At 60.9% G+C, this 14,622-nt stretch carries 21 protein-coding genes and 1 pseudogene; 1 reads left to right on the top strand and 21 read right to left on the bottom strand.

Features of this window, described 5'->3' with window-relative positions:
• Positions 1-4: 4 nt before the first annotated feature.
• From L286_RS46825 to L286_RS46750, 19 genes are all read right to left on the bottom strand, one after another.
• Positions 5-664, bottom strand: coding sequence for an ATP-dependent DNA ligase (locus tag L286_RS46825; protein ID WP_021224136.1), 660 nt, complete (start codon positions 662-664; stop codon positions 5-7).
• A gap of 14 nt (positions 665-678) precedes the next feature.
• Entirely contained in the window at positions 679-1,695 is a 1,017-nt protein-coding gene (locus L286_RS46820) for a hypothetical protein (protein WP_021224135.1), read from the bottom strand.
• 3 nt (positions 1,696-1,698) lie between these two features.
• Positions 1,699-2,448, bottom strand: a complete 750-nt coding sequence (locus tag L286_RS46815; RefSeq protein WP_031293677.1) for a hypothetical protein — start codon at positions 2,446-2,448, stop codon at positions 1,699-1,701.
• A gap of 2 nt (positions 2,449-2,450) precedes the next feature.
• Complete coding sequence (locus L286_RS48775; protein WP_152522362.1) at positions 2,451-2,756, bottom strand: hypothetical protein; 306 nt, start codon at positions 2,754-2,756, stop codon at positions 2,451-2,453.
• A gap of 98 nt (positions 2,757-2,854) precedes the next feature.
• Complete coding sequence (locus L286_RS46810; RefSeq protein WP_021224133.1) at positions 2,855-3,454, bottom strand: SAM-dependent methyltransferase; 600 nt, start codon at positions 3,452-3,454, stop codon at positions 2,855-2,857.
• Entirely contained in the window at positions 3,451-4,791 is a 1,341-nt protein-coding gene (locus L286_RS46805; RefSeq protein ID WP_037493744.1) for a DUF3560 domain-containing protein, read from the bottom strand. The genes L286_RS46810 and L286_RS46805 overlap by 4 nt, the downstream gene beginning before the upstream one ends.
• A 141-nt stretch (positions 4,792-4,932) precedes the next feature.
• Complete coding sequence (locus L286_RS46800; protein ID WP_021224131.1) at positions 4,933-5,151, bottom strand: hypothetical protein; 219 nt, start codon at positions 5,149-5,151, stop codon at positions 4,933-4,935.
• Positions 5,152-6,067: 916 nt separating this feature from the next.
• Positions 6,068-6,292: a hypothetical protein gene (locus L286_RS46795; protein WP_021224130.1), complete on the bottom strand. Its 225-nt coding sequence runs from the start codon at positions 6,290-6,292 to the stop codon at positions 6,068-6,070.
• A complete protein-coding gene (locus L286_RS46790; RefSeq protein ID WP_031293671.1) occupies positions 6,282-6,503 on the bottom strand; it encodes a hypothetical protein in 222 nt (73 codons plus the stop codon). Before L286_RS46790 ends, L286_RS46795 begins: the two co-directional genes overlap by 11 nt.
• Positions 6,504-6,505: 2 nt before the next feature.
• A complete protein-coding gene (locus tag L286_RS49890) occupies positions 6,506-6,757 on the bottom strand; it encodes an NrdR family transcriptional regulator (RefSeq protein ID WP_443215336.1) in 252 nt (83 codons plus the stop codon).
• Entirely contained in the window at positions 6,754-7,272 is a 519-nt protein-coding gene (locus tag L286_RS46780; RefSeq protein WP_021224127.1) for a hypothetical protein, read from the bottom strand. The genes L286_RS49890 and L286_RS46780 overlap by 4 nt, the downstream gene beginning before the upstream one ends.
• Positions 7,269-7,682 (bottom strand): hypothetical protein, encoded by a 414-nt coding sequence (locus L286_RS49490; protein ID WP_238559355.1) that lies wholly within the window; start codon positions 7,680-7,682, stop codon positions 7,269-7,271. Before L286_RS49490 ends, L286_RS46780 begins: the two co-directional genes overlap by 4 nt.
• A gap of 14 nt (positions 7,683-7,696) precedes the next feature.
• On the bottom strand, positions 7,697-7,954 hold the full coding sequence (locus tag L286_RS46770; RefSeq protein WP_021224125.1) for a hypothetical protein: 258 nt from the start codon (positions 7,952-7,954) through the stop codon (positions 7,697-7,699).
• Entirely contained in the window at positions 7,951-8,241 is a 291-nt protein-coding gene (locus tag L286_RS46765; RefSeq protein WP_021224124.1) for a hypothetical protein, read from the bottom strand. The genes L286_RS46770 and L286_RS46765 overlap by 4 nt, the downstream gene beginning before the upstream one ends.
• Positions 8,241-9,497 carry a hypothetical protein gene (locus L286_RS46760; protein ID WP_021224123.1) on the bottom strand — a complete coding sequence of 419 codons (1,257 nt, stop codon included), beginning with the start codon at positions 9,495-9,497 and terminating at the stop codon, positions 8,241-8,243. The genes L286_RS46765 and L286_RS46760 overlap by 1 nt, the downstream gene beginning before the upstream one ends.
• A 3-nt stretch (positions 9,498-9,500) precedes the next feature.
• Positions 9,501-10,097: a hypothetical protein gene (locus L286_RS46755; RefSeq protein ID WP_052033857.1), complete on the bottom strand. Its 597-nt coding sequence runs from the start codon at positions 10,095-10,097 to the stop codon at positions 9,501-9,503.
• A gap of 2 nt (positions 10,098-10,099) precedes the next feature.
• The gene (locus tag L286_RS0125155) at positions 10,100-10,705 is read right to left on the bottom strand and encodes a J domain-containing protein (protein WP_238559354.1); all 606 of its coding nucleotides are present in this window, start codon (positions 10,703-10,705) and stop codon (positions 10,100-10,102) included.
• Positions 10,702-11,151, bottom strand: a complete 450-nt coding sequence (locus L286_RS0125150) for a zinc-finger-containing protein (protein ID WP_021224120.1) — start codon at positions 11,149-11,151, stop codon at positions 10,702-10,704. Before L286_RS0125150 ends, L286_RS0125155 begins: the two co-directional genes overlap by 4 nt.
• Entirely contained in the window at positions 11,148-11,723 is a 576-nt protein-coding gene (locus L286_RS46750) for a DUF1643 domain-containing protein (RefSeq protein ID WP_021224119.1), read from the bottom strand. Before L286_RS46750 ends, L286_RS0125150 begins: the two co-directional genes overlap by 4 nt.
• A gap of 318 nt (positions 11,724-12,041) precedes the next feature.
• Between L286_RS46750 and L286_RS46745 the strand changes: the two genes are divergently transcribed.
• Complete coding sequence (locus L286_RS46745) at positions 12,042-13,106, top strand: integrase (RefSeq protein WP_021224118.1); 1,065 nt, start codon at positions 12,042-12,044, stop codon at positions 13,104-13,106.
• Here the strand turns inward: L286_RS46745 and L286_RS48770 are convergent.
• The gene (locus L286_RS48770; RefSeq protein ID WP_202960968.1) at positions 13,063-13,341 is read right to left on the bottom strand and encodes a hypothetical protein; all 279 of its coding nucleotides are present in this window, start codon (positions 13,339-13,341) and stop codon (positions 13,063-13,065) included. The two genes, L286_RS46745 and L286_RS48770, sit on opposite strands and share 44 nt — an antisense overlap.
• 40 nt (positions 13,342-13,381) lie before the next feature.
• Positions 13,382-14,552, bottom strand: a pseudogene (locus tag L286_RS46740) (IS3 family transposase).
• Between the last annotated feature and the right edge of the window lie 70 nt (positions 14,553-14,622).

The raw sequence follows: 14,622 nt of genomic DNA, 5'->3' as shown, positions 1-14,622 counted from the left end.
TACCCTATGCCACCTGGCGAGTGGACCACCCGCGTTGCTTATATTTGAGCCAGTCCGCGGTGCGCGCCCGGCGGTAGCCCGATTCGGCGTCCTTCAATACCACGCCCTCGCCGCCACGCGCCCATATCTCGTTCGCCAGGCGTTCAACATCCGCCTGCGTGGCGCACCAGGTATCGGGGATGACGGCCAGCGCCGGCTCCTTCGGCTCTCGCCCATGGGTGCCGGGGCGCCATTCCCACGATAGGGCAGGATCGGCCGCCAGGGCCACCCAGCGCCTCAACCTGGCCTTTCGCTCATATAGGGGCCTGTCGGTCCCTCCTGCGGCCCAGGCGGGCGCTGGCATGGCATCGAAGAGGTGCAGGGTGCCCTGTTCCGGAGCGCGCAGCCCCTGCCCTATGTGGCGCAGCGTGGCGCGAAAGCCGCCGGGGGCCAGAAACTCCCCATCGAAGAAGATCCCATGGCCCACAGCCTTCTCGATTGAGCGTAGGCGATAGGCGATATGCCCTATTCCCCCGATGGGGGTGCCCTCGCGGGTCAGCAGTTCCCCGCCGATCCAGCAGGCGCGGACGCCATCCAGCTTCTCTTCCACCATGGTCCCATGGGCTGGAACGCCCCCCTTCCATTCCCCGGCCAGTTGGACCAGTTCGCGGGGGCGCCTGTTCAAAGCGGGATGGGGTCTCATGCCGCCACCTCGAAGGACACGCCGGTCATATTCACCCGATAGGGGGTTAGCGCTCCTTCGCGCGATTGCCGCGCCGACATGGCCTTGAGGGCGATCTCGGCTCGCAAAGCTCGCTCCGTCATGCCGTCTAGCATCTCCGCGCCAGCCGCGACGGCGCGGGCCAACCGACCCCGCTCCTCCTCCATGCTGGCCAGCAGCCGCCGAGCGTCATCGCGTTCCCCAACTAGGCGGCGCACATCATCCGGCCGGACCTCATTCCCGAAGTGGTGCGGCTTCGCCTTCAGGCGGGCAATCTCCGTCAACGCCGCGTCGCGCTCGGCCTTCATGGTTTTTCTTACCGCCTCAGCATCCTGTAGCGCCCCATGTAGACGGCGATTATCTCCATTCGCGATCAGCAAGGCCCGCCGGTCTAAATCGGCGCGACCGCGCATCTCAGAGCGCATTCGCCATGCTCGCATGATGCAACGCCGCTCTGCGGCGGTCCGCTCGCGCTTGGGTGCTAGATTGTCGTTGGCAGCGTGCACGGATGGGGCGTCAAAGCGTACACCATATCGGGCGGGCATCTCCTGCGCCGATGAGAGACACTCAACCGGCTCGGCTTTCACCGGCTCGGCCGCCACGGGTTGCACCGACGTCGGGGCTGTTGCTTTCGGCGCGCGCCGCTTTCGGGCCTTCTCCAGTCCTGTCCACTCCTGGACTTGCTTCGCGGTCATGGGTAGCGCCCCCTTACCTCTGGGATCGGCGGGCAAGGTGATTGTCCGGATGACGTTGCCGTTCTCGTCCAGCAATTCGCAAGTCGGCATCGGCTGCTTGCCATATCCGGGCATGTTCACAAGGTAGGCGTCTGCTGCCTTGCTGTAGATGCCGCGATCGCTAAATGATGCGTCGGCAGGGATGCCGATGCCATCTCGCTGGGCAAGCCAGCGGAGATAGGCGTTGCGCTCGTCTATCGTGGCGCTGCGCGGCTTCTCAGTCAGGCCTTCTATGCCCTGATGCACGTTAAACAGGTCCATCGCTCAGCCCTCCACCGCGTCAATGCCAAGCCGGGATAGGTTGCGCTCCAGAAACGCAGGGCACCACTCCCAGTCGTAGGGGGAATGATCCTCGTCGCGGCCCCGCGCCGCCTCCCATTCCCGCTCACAATCGGCGATAAGGGTCATGACGGCGTGCCGCATGGCCACGGTGCCGACTTCTTCGAAACGAGCGGCAATGTCCGGCCGGTCGCGGATTTCAAGCATCGCCTCCCATAGGCACATGGCCGTTTCGAGGTTGGCTTCGTTGAACGTGATGCCGGCAGGGAGTTCGGGCGGATCGATCGGTCCGGCTATCTGCGCCGATAGGGTGGCCTCAGGCTCATTCGCCGATGGGGTTTGCTCAACGCCGGGGAGAGACAGCGCAGCGCCGATGGAGACCGATCCGGTAGCAGCCGCAATGATGGCGGCTATCCTGTCGGCCCAAGAATTGGTGCCGTCATCATCAGCGAAAAGAATGAGGTCGCCGTCCTGATCAAGCGTGACCGTCATGATCTCGCGCAGGATTGCCAGCATCCCCGGCGCAGCGTCGCGAGCATAATCATCCGGGCTATATTCCGTGACGCTGGCCGCGTCGCCCAGATCGTCAAGGGTGGTGTCCGGCCCGTAGGTTTCGCCCCAAGCTTCGCACAGGCGCTCGATGGCGAACGCTTCCGCATCCTCTTTGCTGTTGGCGTCGATGGTCTCGGCAAAAAGCGAGCCGTCGGATGATCCTTCGATCAGGAAGCGGGGCATGCTCAAGCCTCCCCATCTATGCGGGCAAGGATGGCGCGAAAATCATCTAGGTTGGCATCGCCCGGATTGGCGCGGCACGCTGCACCTACCGGTAAACGATCAAGCCATGCGACGGCCTTGCGTAGTGCTTCTAGCATCGCAGGAGCCTCAGCGATCAGAATTGCGTCCGCCTTATTCCTATAACTGAAACCCGCAACTCGCGTTACAAGGCAGGGGTGAACAACACCTGGGCGCAATTGAGGGCATACCTCCAAAGGGTTCGCCGGGTTCACCATCCACGGCCCCGGCGTACGTGCTTCCTTTTTCATGTCTCTTTTCCTTTCGTTTCAAGTGGCCAGCTCATCAGGCGCAGGGGGCCAGTCTTGCGCGACGGTCGCACGGCATAGGGCCGCGCGCCGTTTCGCCGTTATCGGAATATGCGAATTACCTTGGTGCGAACCTTGGCCGTTGCGAATGTGTCATCGGGCAGCGTCTCCAGTTCTTCCGCGTCGGGATGCTGGAACGTGATAGGGACCAGCGCCACTAGGCGCGGCGCGCAATCGTGGCCATTCCTGCCCATAAGGGACAGTGCCGCCGCTACATGCTTGCGCACCTCGCTAAAGGGCGGGTTCATGATGACGCGCGGAAACTCGACCTTGCCGCGCGCCTCTGCCGCATATTCCAGAAAACAGCGGTTGATGACGCTGCCGAACGGGTGGAGCATCCCGGACAGCTTGATATGGCGCTCCACCTGCACAAGCTCATAGCGGCTATGGCCCGACTCCAGCAGCGCGCGGGAAAGATTGCCCGTCCCAGCGCTCGGCTCCAGCGTCAGCTTATCGCCAGGCGCGCCCAGATAGGCCACCATGCGCGCCGCCACCTCGGGCGGCGTCACATGGCACTCTGTGGCCCGGTCAACCGCCACAATCTCGACCGGCTCCGCCTTGGGCAGCGCTTCGAAATCCCGGCGGCGCGTGACCGTCATATAGAGGGGCTTGGCTGGCCGCTTATAGACGCTCGGCTTCATGCTGCTTGCTCCAGTGCTTCCGGCAACGGGTGCGCCTTGCTGTCAGTCAGGAATACAGCCACAAAAGCCCAGTGTTCGCCCTCCTGTGCCACGCCCAAGGCGCGAGCCGACGCCACCTTGAAACGGAAGGTCCCGCAAGCGCTTAGGCGGGTCCCGCGATAGTCTGCGCCCACCTTGGAATATTGTTCCTTGGTCACGCGGGCCACGCGGATAAACTCGACTTCCGGCGCGCCGCGATAGGTCGCGCGGGACTTAGCCTGAATTTCCGTCACGTCGAGATTGAGGATCGGCGGCGCTGCGTCCTTCTTCGCCGGGACGACATAGCCGCAGGCCCGCATAACGTCGCGCCATTCGTCCTCGCTCAGTTCCAGATATGAGCGGTCGCTGATATGGGCGGGCAACGGCACGGGCGACTCCAGCATGAAATACCCGTCATCGATCACAGTGCATTTCGGCTTTTCCGCGCCATGCTCGCGGGCGAAAGCCTGAATGATGACGGGCGTCAGTTCGCCTTCATAGCGCGGCACCTCGCCAAGCATCGAGCGCTCAAAAGCCAGGCGGTTAAGCACATGGTCGATCCAGCGCTTGCGGTTCGGGCCGGTGGCCACCAGCTGCGCGCCTGCAATGCACTTTGCGCGGGCCTCTTGGGGCGAGATGCTTCCATCACGCAAGGCGGACCACATGTCGTAAGGCGCAATATCACCGTGCCCGATCAGCGCGCGAATTTGATCGTCGGTCGTGACCTTTTCCCACAGCGCTAGATTGCTATGCGCTTTGTTGATGGCGCGTTGCAGGTCGCGCAGCTCGGCCAAAAGCGTTTTGATGCGGTTCGCCCTAACACGCGGGTTATTCTTCATATTGGCGAAGCATTCCACGCCCTCAGCCCGATACAGCCAATAGTTGGCGGCGCGCTCGGCCTTGCCTGCCTTATCCTGCGCCGCATCCATCCGCTCTTTGGTCTTCCGCGCCTTCCGCTCGCTGTGGTGGCCTATAAGGATCGGCTGCCCCATATAGAACGCCTGCGAAAGCTCATCAGCATGACGGTGGAGCGATACCGCCTCATTGCGCCGCTTGTGCGCCAGATTGTCGAGCCGTTCCGCCTTGATCGCGGCGCGCTCCGCCAGCGTCATCTCTTCCGCCTCGATCTCTCCCGCCAGTTCAATGGCCAAGTCTTCGCGTGCCGGTGTCCACTTGGGGGCGACGAATAATTCCTGCTTGGGCGCCCAGACGAAGCCAGCCTCTTTCACCCGCGCATAGGTCTCCGCATCGAGCCGAGATGAGGGGTACAGACGGATCTTGTTATCCTCTGGGCTATATGTGGCGCTAATGGTGGTCATAGTTCTGTCCCTTTGGTTCGGTTCAAGTGGCCGAAGCTGGCCAGGCACGGGCGTTGCGCCCCTCAAAACGGCGATAGGGTCATTCCCCCGATGAGGGGCCGCCGCTTGGAGGGACGGCGCGCACAAGGCGCGCCGCGCCGGTTATTTCAGGGAGACGATGAAGCCCAAGGCGGTGAAGCCCAGCGCCATAGCCGCGCAGATGCGCAGGGCCACGGCGTTCAATTCGGCTTTGAGGTCGCTCAGGGTCACGAGATCATCCCTAACAGAAACGAACTCATCGGCCAATGTCTCTGCCTGCCTGCGGTTCAGGCCCGCTTCCTGTAGGCGCTGCATGGTGGCGATGGGGTTATATGCGGTCATGGATCAGGCCTCCGGTTCGATTGCGATGAGGGCAACAGAGGCTGTCCCCGCCGCTATGGCTGCAAGGACGCTGGCACATATTGCTAGGGGGTCAGATGCCGCTGCGGCACCGAAGATGGAGAAGAAAGCAGCGCCGGCACTCAGGAGGCTGGACCATCCGTAGATAAGGCCACCTTCATATTGGGGCTGCTTAGTTGCTGCGTGATGAACGCGCATGTGTTCTTGCCTTTCGTTTCAAGTGCCCTTGCCGGGCCAGCACTCCGCATCGCTGCGTTGCATGAGTAGAAAGACAGAAGAGACGCAGGATCACAATAGGAAAAACGCGGGTCCTACCCAGAACGGGCCGAACCGTTAAGCGGTGGAAGACCCCGTTTTTATGACGTGTTCGTCATTCAACTATGCTTGATTGTTAGAGCTTCGTGTTTCGGTAAAAATGTTCTCTGAGTGTTCCTTGAAGCGTATAACCGCGCAATGGCTCGATTCGGCTCCATCGGGGAAATCGCGTTCGCCGGGCTTCGTGTGCGGGTCTGGTGCTGGCGCTGCGCGAACGGCAAAGACATGGATGCCGAAGACGTCGTGTCGGCTTTTGAGGTCCGCGGCTGGCCCCTGGATCTCCGGCGGGCGGTAAGGCGGTTTAGGTGCAGGGAATGCGGTTCGTCCGATCAAGCGATAATCTTGCCTGCGTCACAGCCGCCGCCTGAACCGGACCCCTATATTCCTGAAGACCCTGACTATACCTGGGCGCGCGCCGTGGAAGCGTTCTTCCACTCAGTCCGGGCACGAAAGGATGAGGCGAAGGAAATTCCTTACCGGATCAACACGGTGTCGATCGATAGTCGGCGGCGGGAAGGGTTAGCCTGGGCGCTACATGAGGCGGAGCGGCTTCGTGCGTATCCGCCACTCCGGTTGGTTCGGGTCAATGGTCGGCCCGTTCGATAATATCGTTGCAGTTCCGATCCACATACGGCTGATCATGAGGACCGCGAGCAAAAATCACGACGTCACCCGGCGCAATCTCCCGAAGCGCTCGCCGGTCCCAGGCCATGTGGATGAAGTCCGGCTTTCCCCATATCCTACAGGCACTATGATATTCATCGCCGCGGAACCAGACGAAATGGACGGCCGGCGCATCATCGCTCATAAAGCTGGTCCAAATTCTGATCCCAGATCCGTTCGATGTCCCCGCCTAAGGGTTGCATATCGTTGAAGTCGATCGGGCACACCTGCTGCGCTGCAATCTGGAGCAATTGGCCTGTCGTCAGTTCCGGAAGGCCGGGCACGTTCCACAGTCCGGGAATGTCTGCCGGAGTTGCGCCAAGCTGGCGGGCTGCATAGGCGGTTGCTTGATCCATTCTCATACCCCATCTCGGCGAAGCGCCGCCGCATGCAACTGCCGAAACGCTGCCCTGGTCGCCAATGGCAGGTCGCTCAAATCGAGCATCTGGCGTCTCTCCATCCCGTCAACGACGACCTCTTTGGTGGTGAACCGCTGGCCGCATTGGCATTTCCGGCGCCTGCGTATGTTCGGGACGGGATCAGGGTTGGACCGGCTGTCCATGACGCTGTTCTGGTACGATCCGCACTTGGGACATGCTATGCTGCTCATGATCCGTGCCCCTGCATTTCAGTCCGAGGCAGAGGGGTGCCGATCGGATTGGCATGAAAGCCCGCCTTCCACCGACGCCTCGACTCATCGATCCATCCGATTGCCTGCTCCTTCATGCGCCGTATCCTCGCGGGGTTCTCCTTGTCCGCCACGGCGATAAAGTAGCGCATGATCATCTTCTCGGAGGGGCTGTAGGTTGAGGTGCCGTCCCATGACTGGTCGATGAAGGGTGCCATACAGGTCAACTTTTCAAGGATAGGGTCGCGGCTGGCCTGTTCAATCTCATCCCACCGCGCCAGCAGCATCAGGCGCGCACGCACACCGTCTTTGCTCAGCCGCTTTTCCGTGAATATGGTGGGCATGTCCGGACGGACCAACTCGACCATCTCCGTAGCCCTATAGGCGTCAAAGCCGGGGAAAAATGCACCATCCCTTTCGGTGGCGTCCCGGATAGCAGCACGGACCGCCGGCGTCATTTCAGCCAGGTAGTTGAGCAGCGCGTCGTCGCTCATCATGATCCGCGCCCTTCAAGTGCTGTGCGGGCGCGACGAAAATCGCCAATAGTCAAATCAGCGCACCATCCTGCGCTGTAGTGCGCGGGGCATCCGTTTGGATGGGCCTCGCAACTATCAACCTGATCCGCCTCCTCCGCGAACGGGCGCAGCGCCTCCCTCAGCCGCTTTATCTCCTCTTCAAGCGCGGCGATCTTGCCGATCATGTGCTTTTCCTTAAGGTCGGCAAAGCAGGCTTGGGAATATTCCGGCGCTTCGTCCTCATGGATCGCGGTGATGCCGTCCTCCGGACTGGCGTCGCTCTCTGGGTACCGGCCAGCACGATCCTTGATGCCGGTGTACCCCCGATTGCCGGGCCGATAGTACAGGCCGCGCTTAACCAGCAGGAAGCGGTCCCCCTGCTCGACCGTCACGGGTGCTTTATCGGTCATGCGTCACCATCCTCATAATCATCAATCTCGTCCAAGCAGTCCTGCCACTCAGAGGTTTGGATGCGCGGCGCGCCTAGATCGCAGCCGCCCTTGTAGGCATCCCAGCCGGTGCCAGCCCATTTCGCGGCCATGTCATTCCAGCCAATTTCCCAGCCTCGATACCAAGCAGACGAGGCATGGTTTGGCTCTATCGGCCGCCCCTCCCCGCCAGCCTTCAGTTCATCGCTCTTCGCGGTATCGGTGGGGTGGGTCATGGCTTCAAATCCTTCAAGAAGTCGGGAGCCTGCTCGACCTGCAAAGCAGCAACCGTTTGGGCGGTGCGCTCGAATTTCGCCCTCCCGTAGTCCCAAGCCTTGTCCGCCAAGCCGGAAGCGATGACGATTTTGCCGTTCAGCAAGAGCATGTTTGGTCGGTCCCAATTGCCGCCCGCGCTCTGGTACCGCGCGTAAACGTCTGAGAGGATGGACCAGTAGGTGGAACCGTCCTTGCAGTTTTCCGCTCGACCAGACCGTGTTACGATCACGAAACGATGCTCGCCCATCACCGCCCCCGCTCGGTTGAGGTTGCAGAAGCGCCCACATGATCGCAAAAGAACGCGCCGAGCTTGCCGCACTGCTCGCACACGGCCCGCGTGTCCGGCTCGGTTGAGGTTGCAGGGGTGGAGAGAGCGTAATCTTTCGGACTAAACGCCTGCTTGATGACGTGGTCGGTTTGCGGGTCATCGATGCCGTAAGCCCCTGCTACCGCATACGCGCCATCGGAAAACGCTTGCGAAATAGCGGCTTCAATCATCCTTTGATATGTTGTGTTGCGCCAAGCCTGCACAACGCCAAGCCCATGGTGATGCGACTCTTCCTTATCGCAGACCGGGCACGCGAAACCTCCTTTTGCCTCCCCCTCCCGCGATACCGTCGCGCTCTCCCCTTCAGATGGGGAGGAAAGGGCGGCGAGAGCGGCATCAATCTTGTCGATTGCATCGGCAGTCTGTTCATACAGCGCGCTATCGCCGTATTCGTCTGCCGGGATAAAGCCATGTTCGGGGTCCGGTGTTCGTTGCTGTGTGTGCCAATGGTGATGCCGGATCAGCATGCTGCGCCCCGCCTCCAGCGCCTCTCTCACCCCATCCAAAGCAGGCGCGGGATGGGTGGCACCGCTGGCCGCACCCATGAACACTCGCAATTCCTCGAAGGTGATAAGCGCCATGTCGGGATATTCTTCTGGCGATGTGCGATCGTCGTACTCGACAAGTTCCTGCCAAGCCTCTTCGGGCGTCATAGCCTCCTGATCGGCCGCAGGGGGTGATGAAAGGGCGGCGCGTTCTGCGGCGGCTTTGGCGATGGCGTCCGCGATGGTGGACTTAACATTGTCAATGTCTTGGGGCGTGACGAACTTCATCAGTTCATCGCGGTCCATCGACATGATGCCTTCAACTACGGCATCCATGATCGCCTCTACGCTCTCCCGCCCATTGCCCGCAGGCTCTACCGATAGACTGCGCAGGTGCGAAATTTCCTTGGCGTAAGTGATCAGGTCTTCTTTGTCTCCGTCAGCCGGTTGAAACAGCGCCTTAATGCGCGCCATTTCCTGCACCACGCTGGCGGCCGTCATTTCATCTGGCACCTCCTGACCTGCGGGCGAAGTTGAGAGGGCTGCGAGATAGCCTTGCTCGTACCCCCAAACGCAATCGTCCTTCGGCTTGCAAAGGCTGTCATCGTTCGGGTTCTTGCTGCACGGGATGCGCCATTCATCGGCTGCCTTTGCTGCCAGCGCAGCTATTATGCTATTTTCCTGGGCCATATCTCAGCCTCTCTTCTTGAAGATGGTGATGATGCGAAAGCGGTGGTTGGTGGACTTCACCATCCCGATCACGCCTTCAATTTCCCAATCGGCCTTGCGATACATGGGGAGAACCTGGTCGAGCCAGACGACATGCGTGCCAGGCCTGCACCGCGACAGCGCATCCATGACCTTGTTCCGCTTGACCATCGACGTCTGGTAGCGCTCAGCGTCCTCCACCGAATAGGGTGGGTCGGCCAGGATAATATCGAACGTCTCCAGCGGCACTGACGCGAGGGTTTGGGCATCGTCCACAAAGTCGGGTTCGAGTTCGGGATTGATGTCGACGCGCTTGCCGGGGAAAGCGTCCAGATCCACCTTGCCGCTGAAAACATGCAAGGCGCTGCGCTTTTCGGGGAACATGGCCCGGACGCGGCGCAGATAGCCGGCAGGATACCCGCCATAATAGGAGGACCTCACCCGATAGTTGTTGCCCATGATCCATGTGCCGACGATCCTGCCGTCTCCGCCGATGAAGAGGCCGTTGGGATAGCCGGTGGCGGCTGCGTAGGCGTTGATGCGATCAGCAGGGCCTAGCGCAGCTATTATGTCGGGGGTCATGCTCATCCTCCAATCTCTGCCAAGGCGCTGTCGCGCGCTGCGTTCAGCCGGGCCATCGCCGCATGGCTGCCGCCTTGATCCGGGTGCGCCGTGCGCGCCTTGTCTCGATAGGCCCGGTTCACTTCGTCTCGCGTCGGCCGCATAGGTACGCCCAGCACCTCCCACCACTGTTCCGGCGCGGCGAGACGCTGATAGCCGGTAAACGCCTGGTCGAGATTGCCGACGCCCCAGCGCTCCATGCCCCTGATCGCTTCGATGTGCTTGGCAATGGCATTGATATTGTCGGCTACGCGGTTCCAGCGGTCGCAGGCGAGAGCGATCGGCTTGCCTTTCCGCTCGAAATACACAGCGACGCCAGGATCTACTGGTTCACCACGGTCGCCGCGGGGACGGCCCGATAGCGTCCGCTCCAGGTTGGAGGACAGCACCTCATTACGCGCTCCAATCGCATCCAACTCGGCTTCGAGACGCTCGACCGCGGTGGCGATCGACAGCGACTTTTGACCGACACAGCCGCCTCGATCTTTATGCTCGAAGAAGCGCGCTGTGGCGCGGGCTTTGGTGCGCGGCCACCCAGCCGGCCAGTGAAGCGGATATGCTTGGGTCACGCTGATTTCCTCCCGATATTCTGGCAAACCTCGACCACCTTCAGAGCAGTGGCCCTATCCATGTCCCCGATGTGGCAATCCTTGGGAGCGATCCCGATTTGGCTGGCCAGCCATTTGTATCCCGCCCCGCGCGCCCTTTGTTTTGACACGCCATCCCGGCGCATCTTCCGCTCCCATAGGGGATCGAACGCGGCATGGGCCGCCTGGCGCGCGTCGCGGGTCGCCTTTCCGGCCGGGCGACCGAGAGACTTCAGGGTGCCGGCGTGGACCCCGCAATAGGCTCCGCAGCCGCAGCGCCAGAACAGCTTGTCAGCCAGATCCGGGCGATGGGGGTAGATCTCCGGGCCGCGGGCCATCGTGACCCGCTCCGCCGAATCGCAATCGGCGCACGTCGGCGCCACCTTCGCGAGCGCTTCGGGGGTGAAGTCGTTCGGATCGACTATCATTCCCCAGCCCTCCACAGGATCGGCTTCTGATCCTTCGGGATGCGATGCTTGCCGCGCGCCATGGGATGCTTCGGGGCGCCGCTCTTCGTCTTCCCCCAGCACCACAGGTCAGGCCAAGGCGCTTCGCCCTGCTGGATCTCCTGAATGACATGCTCGATCCACATGTCGTCCCAGGCGATGTTGCCCCAGCAGACGAAGACCTGATCGGCCTCCTTCGCCACCTTCCCGACATGGGGCAGGTTCGTCATGATTATCTGGTCCCGCACGTACCAGTCGTCGGTCAGGTGCCAGTCGGCGCGCTTCCGGCACTCGGCCGGGCTGGAGGTGCAGAAGGGATAGAGGTTGACCGCCCTGAAGCCGCCGAATCCGAACAGCTGGAACCAGTCGATCCACCAGAGGGTGGTCGGGTCATCCCGCTTCGCGTCCGCGTTCGAGGGATTGCAGCCGATGACGCAGGCAATCGGCCCCGGCCCCCACAAGCGGATCAGTTCAATGCGGTCATGGCCGGCAAAGATGGCATCGCGCTGCATCGTCTCATTGCCGAAAAGGTCATGTGGGAGCGGCGCGTTCATCCGGCACCTCCCGCCAGTATTCTCCGCGAGTCGCAGGCGATGATAGGCAGTCCGGTGTAACTCCGGTGAAAGTCGCGGAGAATCACGGTTCGTTCTTGGTTTTTAGTCCCTGACGAAAAAGCAGGAATGGCGGATTTCTGCCAATTTCCGCTATATCCTCTGTGTTGACATCGCAGGGGTCGCAAGTTCAATCCTTGCCACGCCCACCATGATAAGGCCTTGGGAATCTTCGGGTTTCTGAGGCCTTATTTGTTTCCACCCGGCCTTACATGCGCCGTTTCGCCGCTCCTGACACAATTTCAACACAGGAGCCGCCACATGGCGACCATTACGAAACGTAAATCGGGTTGGTCTGTTCAGATTCGCCGCAAGGGATACCAACCCGAATACCGTACCCTCCCCACCAAAGCTGCTGCGGACAAATGGGCGAGGGAACGCGAATCCGAAATCGACAGGGGCGATGCCCCGATTGATAGGAAAGCTCTTCTCTCGACCACCCTAGGCGACCTGATGCGTCGTTATATGACGGAGGTAACCCCGACCAAGAAGAGCGCCCATAGCGAAGAATTGCGGATGACCAAGATGCTCTCCGCTCCAATGTGCGAGCTATCCCTTGCGGAACTTTCGTCGGCACCGATATCGGCCTATCGCGACCAAAGATTGCAGAGGGTGAAAGCCGGTACCGTCGCCCGCGAATTATCGCTCGTCCATAACGTCATCGACGTAGCCCGGCGGGATTGGGGATATCAGCTTCCGACTAATCCTGTCGCCTTGGTCCGCAAGCCTCGCATTCAAAATGCCCGCGACAGACGCCTCCGTCCGGGCGAGCTACAGCGGTTGGAAACCGCGCTGACGGAAACCCGCAATCCGCTTATCCGTCCCTTGATCCTGCTGGCAGTTGAAACAGCCCTGAGGCGCGGTGAGTTATTGAAATTGCAATGGCGACATATCGATTGCTTTAACCGGACGGCTCATATCCCTGATACCAAGACCGGCCATTCTCGGACCATCCCCCTCAACGATCAGGCGGTGATGATCCTTAATAGCCTGACAAAGGATGATGACCGGGTTTTCCCGATGACGGCTGTGTCGCTGAAACTTGCTTGGAACAGATTACGAATCAGAGCCGGGATACCAGACCTGAGACTGCACGACCTACGGCACGAAGCCATCAGCCCATTTTCTGAAATGGGCTTAACGACCATCGAACTTTCAGTGATTTCCGGTCATCGCGACCCCCGAATGCTTTTTCGTTATGCCCACCTGCGGCCTACCGATCTCGCAAAAAAGCTCGCCGGGCGTTCATGGACAAACGAAATAAAACATGGGGTGGGGGTACCTAAACAAGATGATTCAATGCCTCTGAGACACGACCGGGATTAACATTAAACTCTTGTGCAACGTCACGCTGGTGCAGGGTTGGATGCTCAGCGACGTATTTCCTGATCTCTTCTGCCAGTTCCGGGGTCAGGGTCGCACTGCTATTAGCTGCCCTACCAACAGGTGAATTACGATAAAGCTCATCAGCCAAGCTATGAAGTTCTTCAAAGCCGGTTTCGTCCGCAATCTCACGAAGCCGGTTCCTGATTTCAGGAATATTGCGCTTATTACCTGCCATATTCTCACTGACCTGACCCCCGGGTTTCTACCAGTGCGGATTAGAGCCGTGCAGGTTTGTTGCGCATGAGCGCGGGTTGAGCAATGGCCTGCGCAGCGGAGCCCGTAGGGCGTAGCGAAGCAGGCCATTGCTTATGCAGTTCAGCGGCGAAGGCCGCAGGGGTTTCGTATCCAAGGGATGAGTGCGGCCTCTCCTGGTTGTAATCCTCTGCCCAAGCGGCGATCACCACCCGGGCATGGTCCAGGCTCAGGAACAGGGTCTCGTTGAGCAGCTCGTCGCGCATCCGACCGTTGAAGCTCTCGACGTAACCATTCTGCATCGGCTTGCCCGGGGCGATATAGTGCCACTCCACCCCGACTTCCCCGCACCAGGCGAGGACGGCGTTCGAGGTCAGCTTGGTGCCATTGTCGCTGACAATCATCCCAGGTTTGCCACGTCCGGCGATCAGCTCGCTGAGCTCGCGCACCACCCGACGCCCCGAGATCGAAGTGTCCGGCACCGCGCGCAGGCACTCGCGGGTTACATCGTCGACGATGTTGAGCACTCGGAACCGGCGTCCCGTAGCCAGCTGATCATGGACGAAGTCCAGGCTCCATCGCTGGTTGGGTAGCGCCAGAACCGGAGCCGGTGCCCGTGCGCCGATGGCACGACGCCGGTTGCACCTGCGTCGGACCGCCAGCTTCTCCTCGCTATAGAGACGCTGTGTCTTCTTCCGGTTGATCACCACGCCCTCCCGCCGCAGCAGGATGTGCAGCCGACGATAGCCAAACCGGCGGCGCTGCTGCGCAAGCTCGCGCAGCTTCGACCGAAGGTCAGCATCATCTTCCCGCTGTGACCGATAGCGCATGCTCTTCCGGTCAGCGCCGATAACACGGCACGCCCGCCGCTCGCTCATCCCCAGTACCGCCTGGAGACGAGCGACCGCCTCTCGCTTGGCAGCGGGCGTTACCAATTTTTTGCGAGAAGATCCTTCAGGCCGGCATTATCCAGCATCGCCTCGGCCAGCCGTCGCTTCAGCTTGGCGTTCTCGTCCTCAAGCGCCCGCAGCCGCTTGGCCTCCGAGACTCCAGACCACCATATTTGGCCTTCCAGTTGTAGATCGTCGCTTCCGACACGCCATGGCGACGAGCCAGGTCGGCAGTCTTCGCGCCAGCCTCCTGCTCCTTCAGCACGCCGATGATCTGCTCTTCTGTGAACCTTGCTCGCTTCATTCGTCCGTCCTTCCATCAGGCCAGACTCTAATCAAGCTTGGAGGAAAATCCGGGGGTCAGGTCAGAGCAC

The sequence above is a fragment of the Sphingobium sp. HDIP04 genome (genome assembly GCF_000445085.1).
Lineage (GTDB): Bacteria > Pseudomonadota > Alphaproteobacteria > Sphingomonadales > Sphingomonadaceae > Sphingobium > Sphingobium indicum.
The sequence above is the reverse complement of the archived record's forward strand: the minus strand, read 5'-3'. Positions and strand labels throughout refer to the sequence as shown.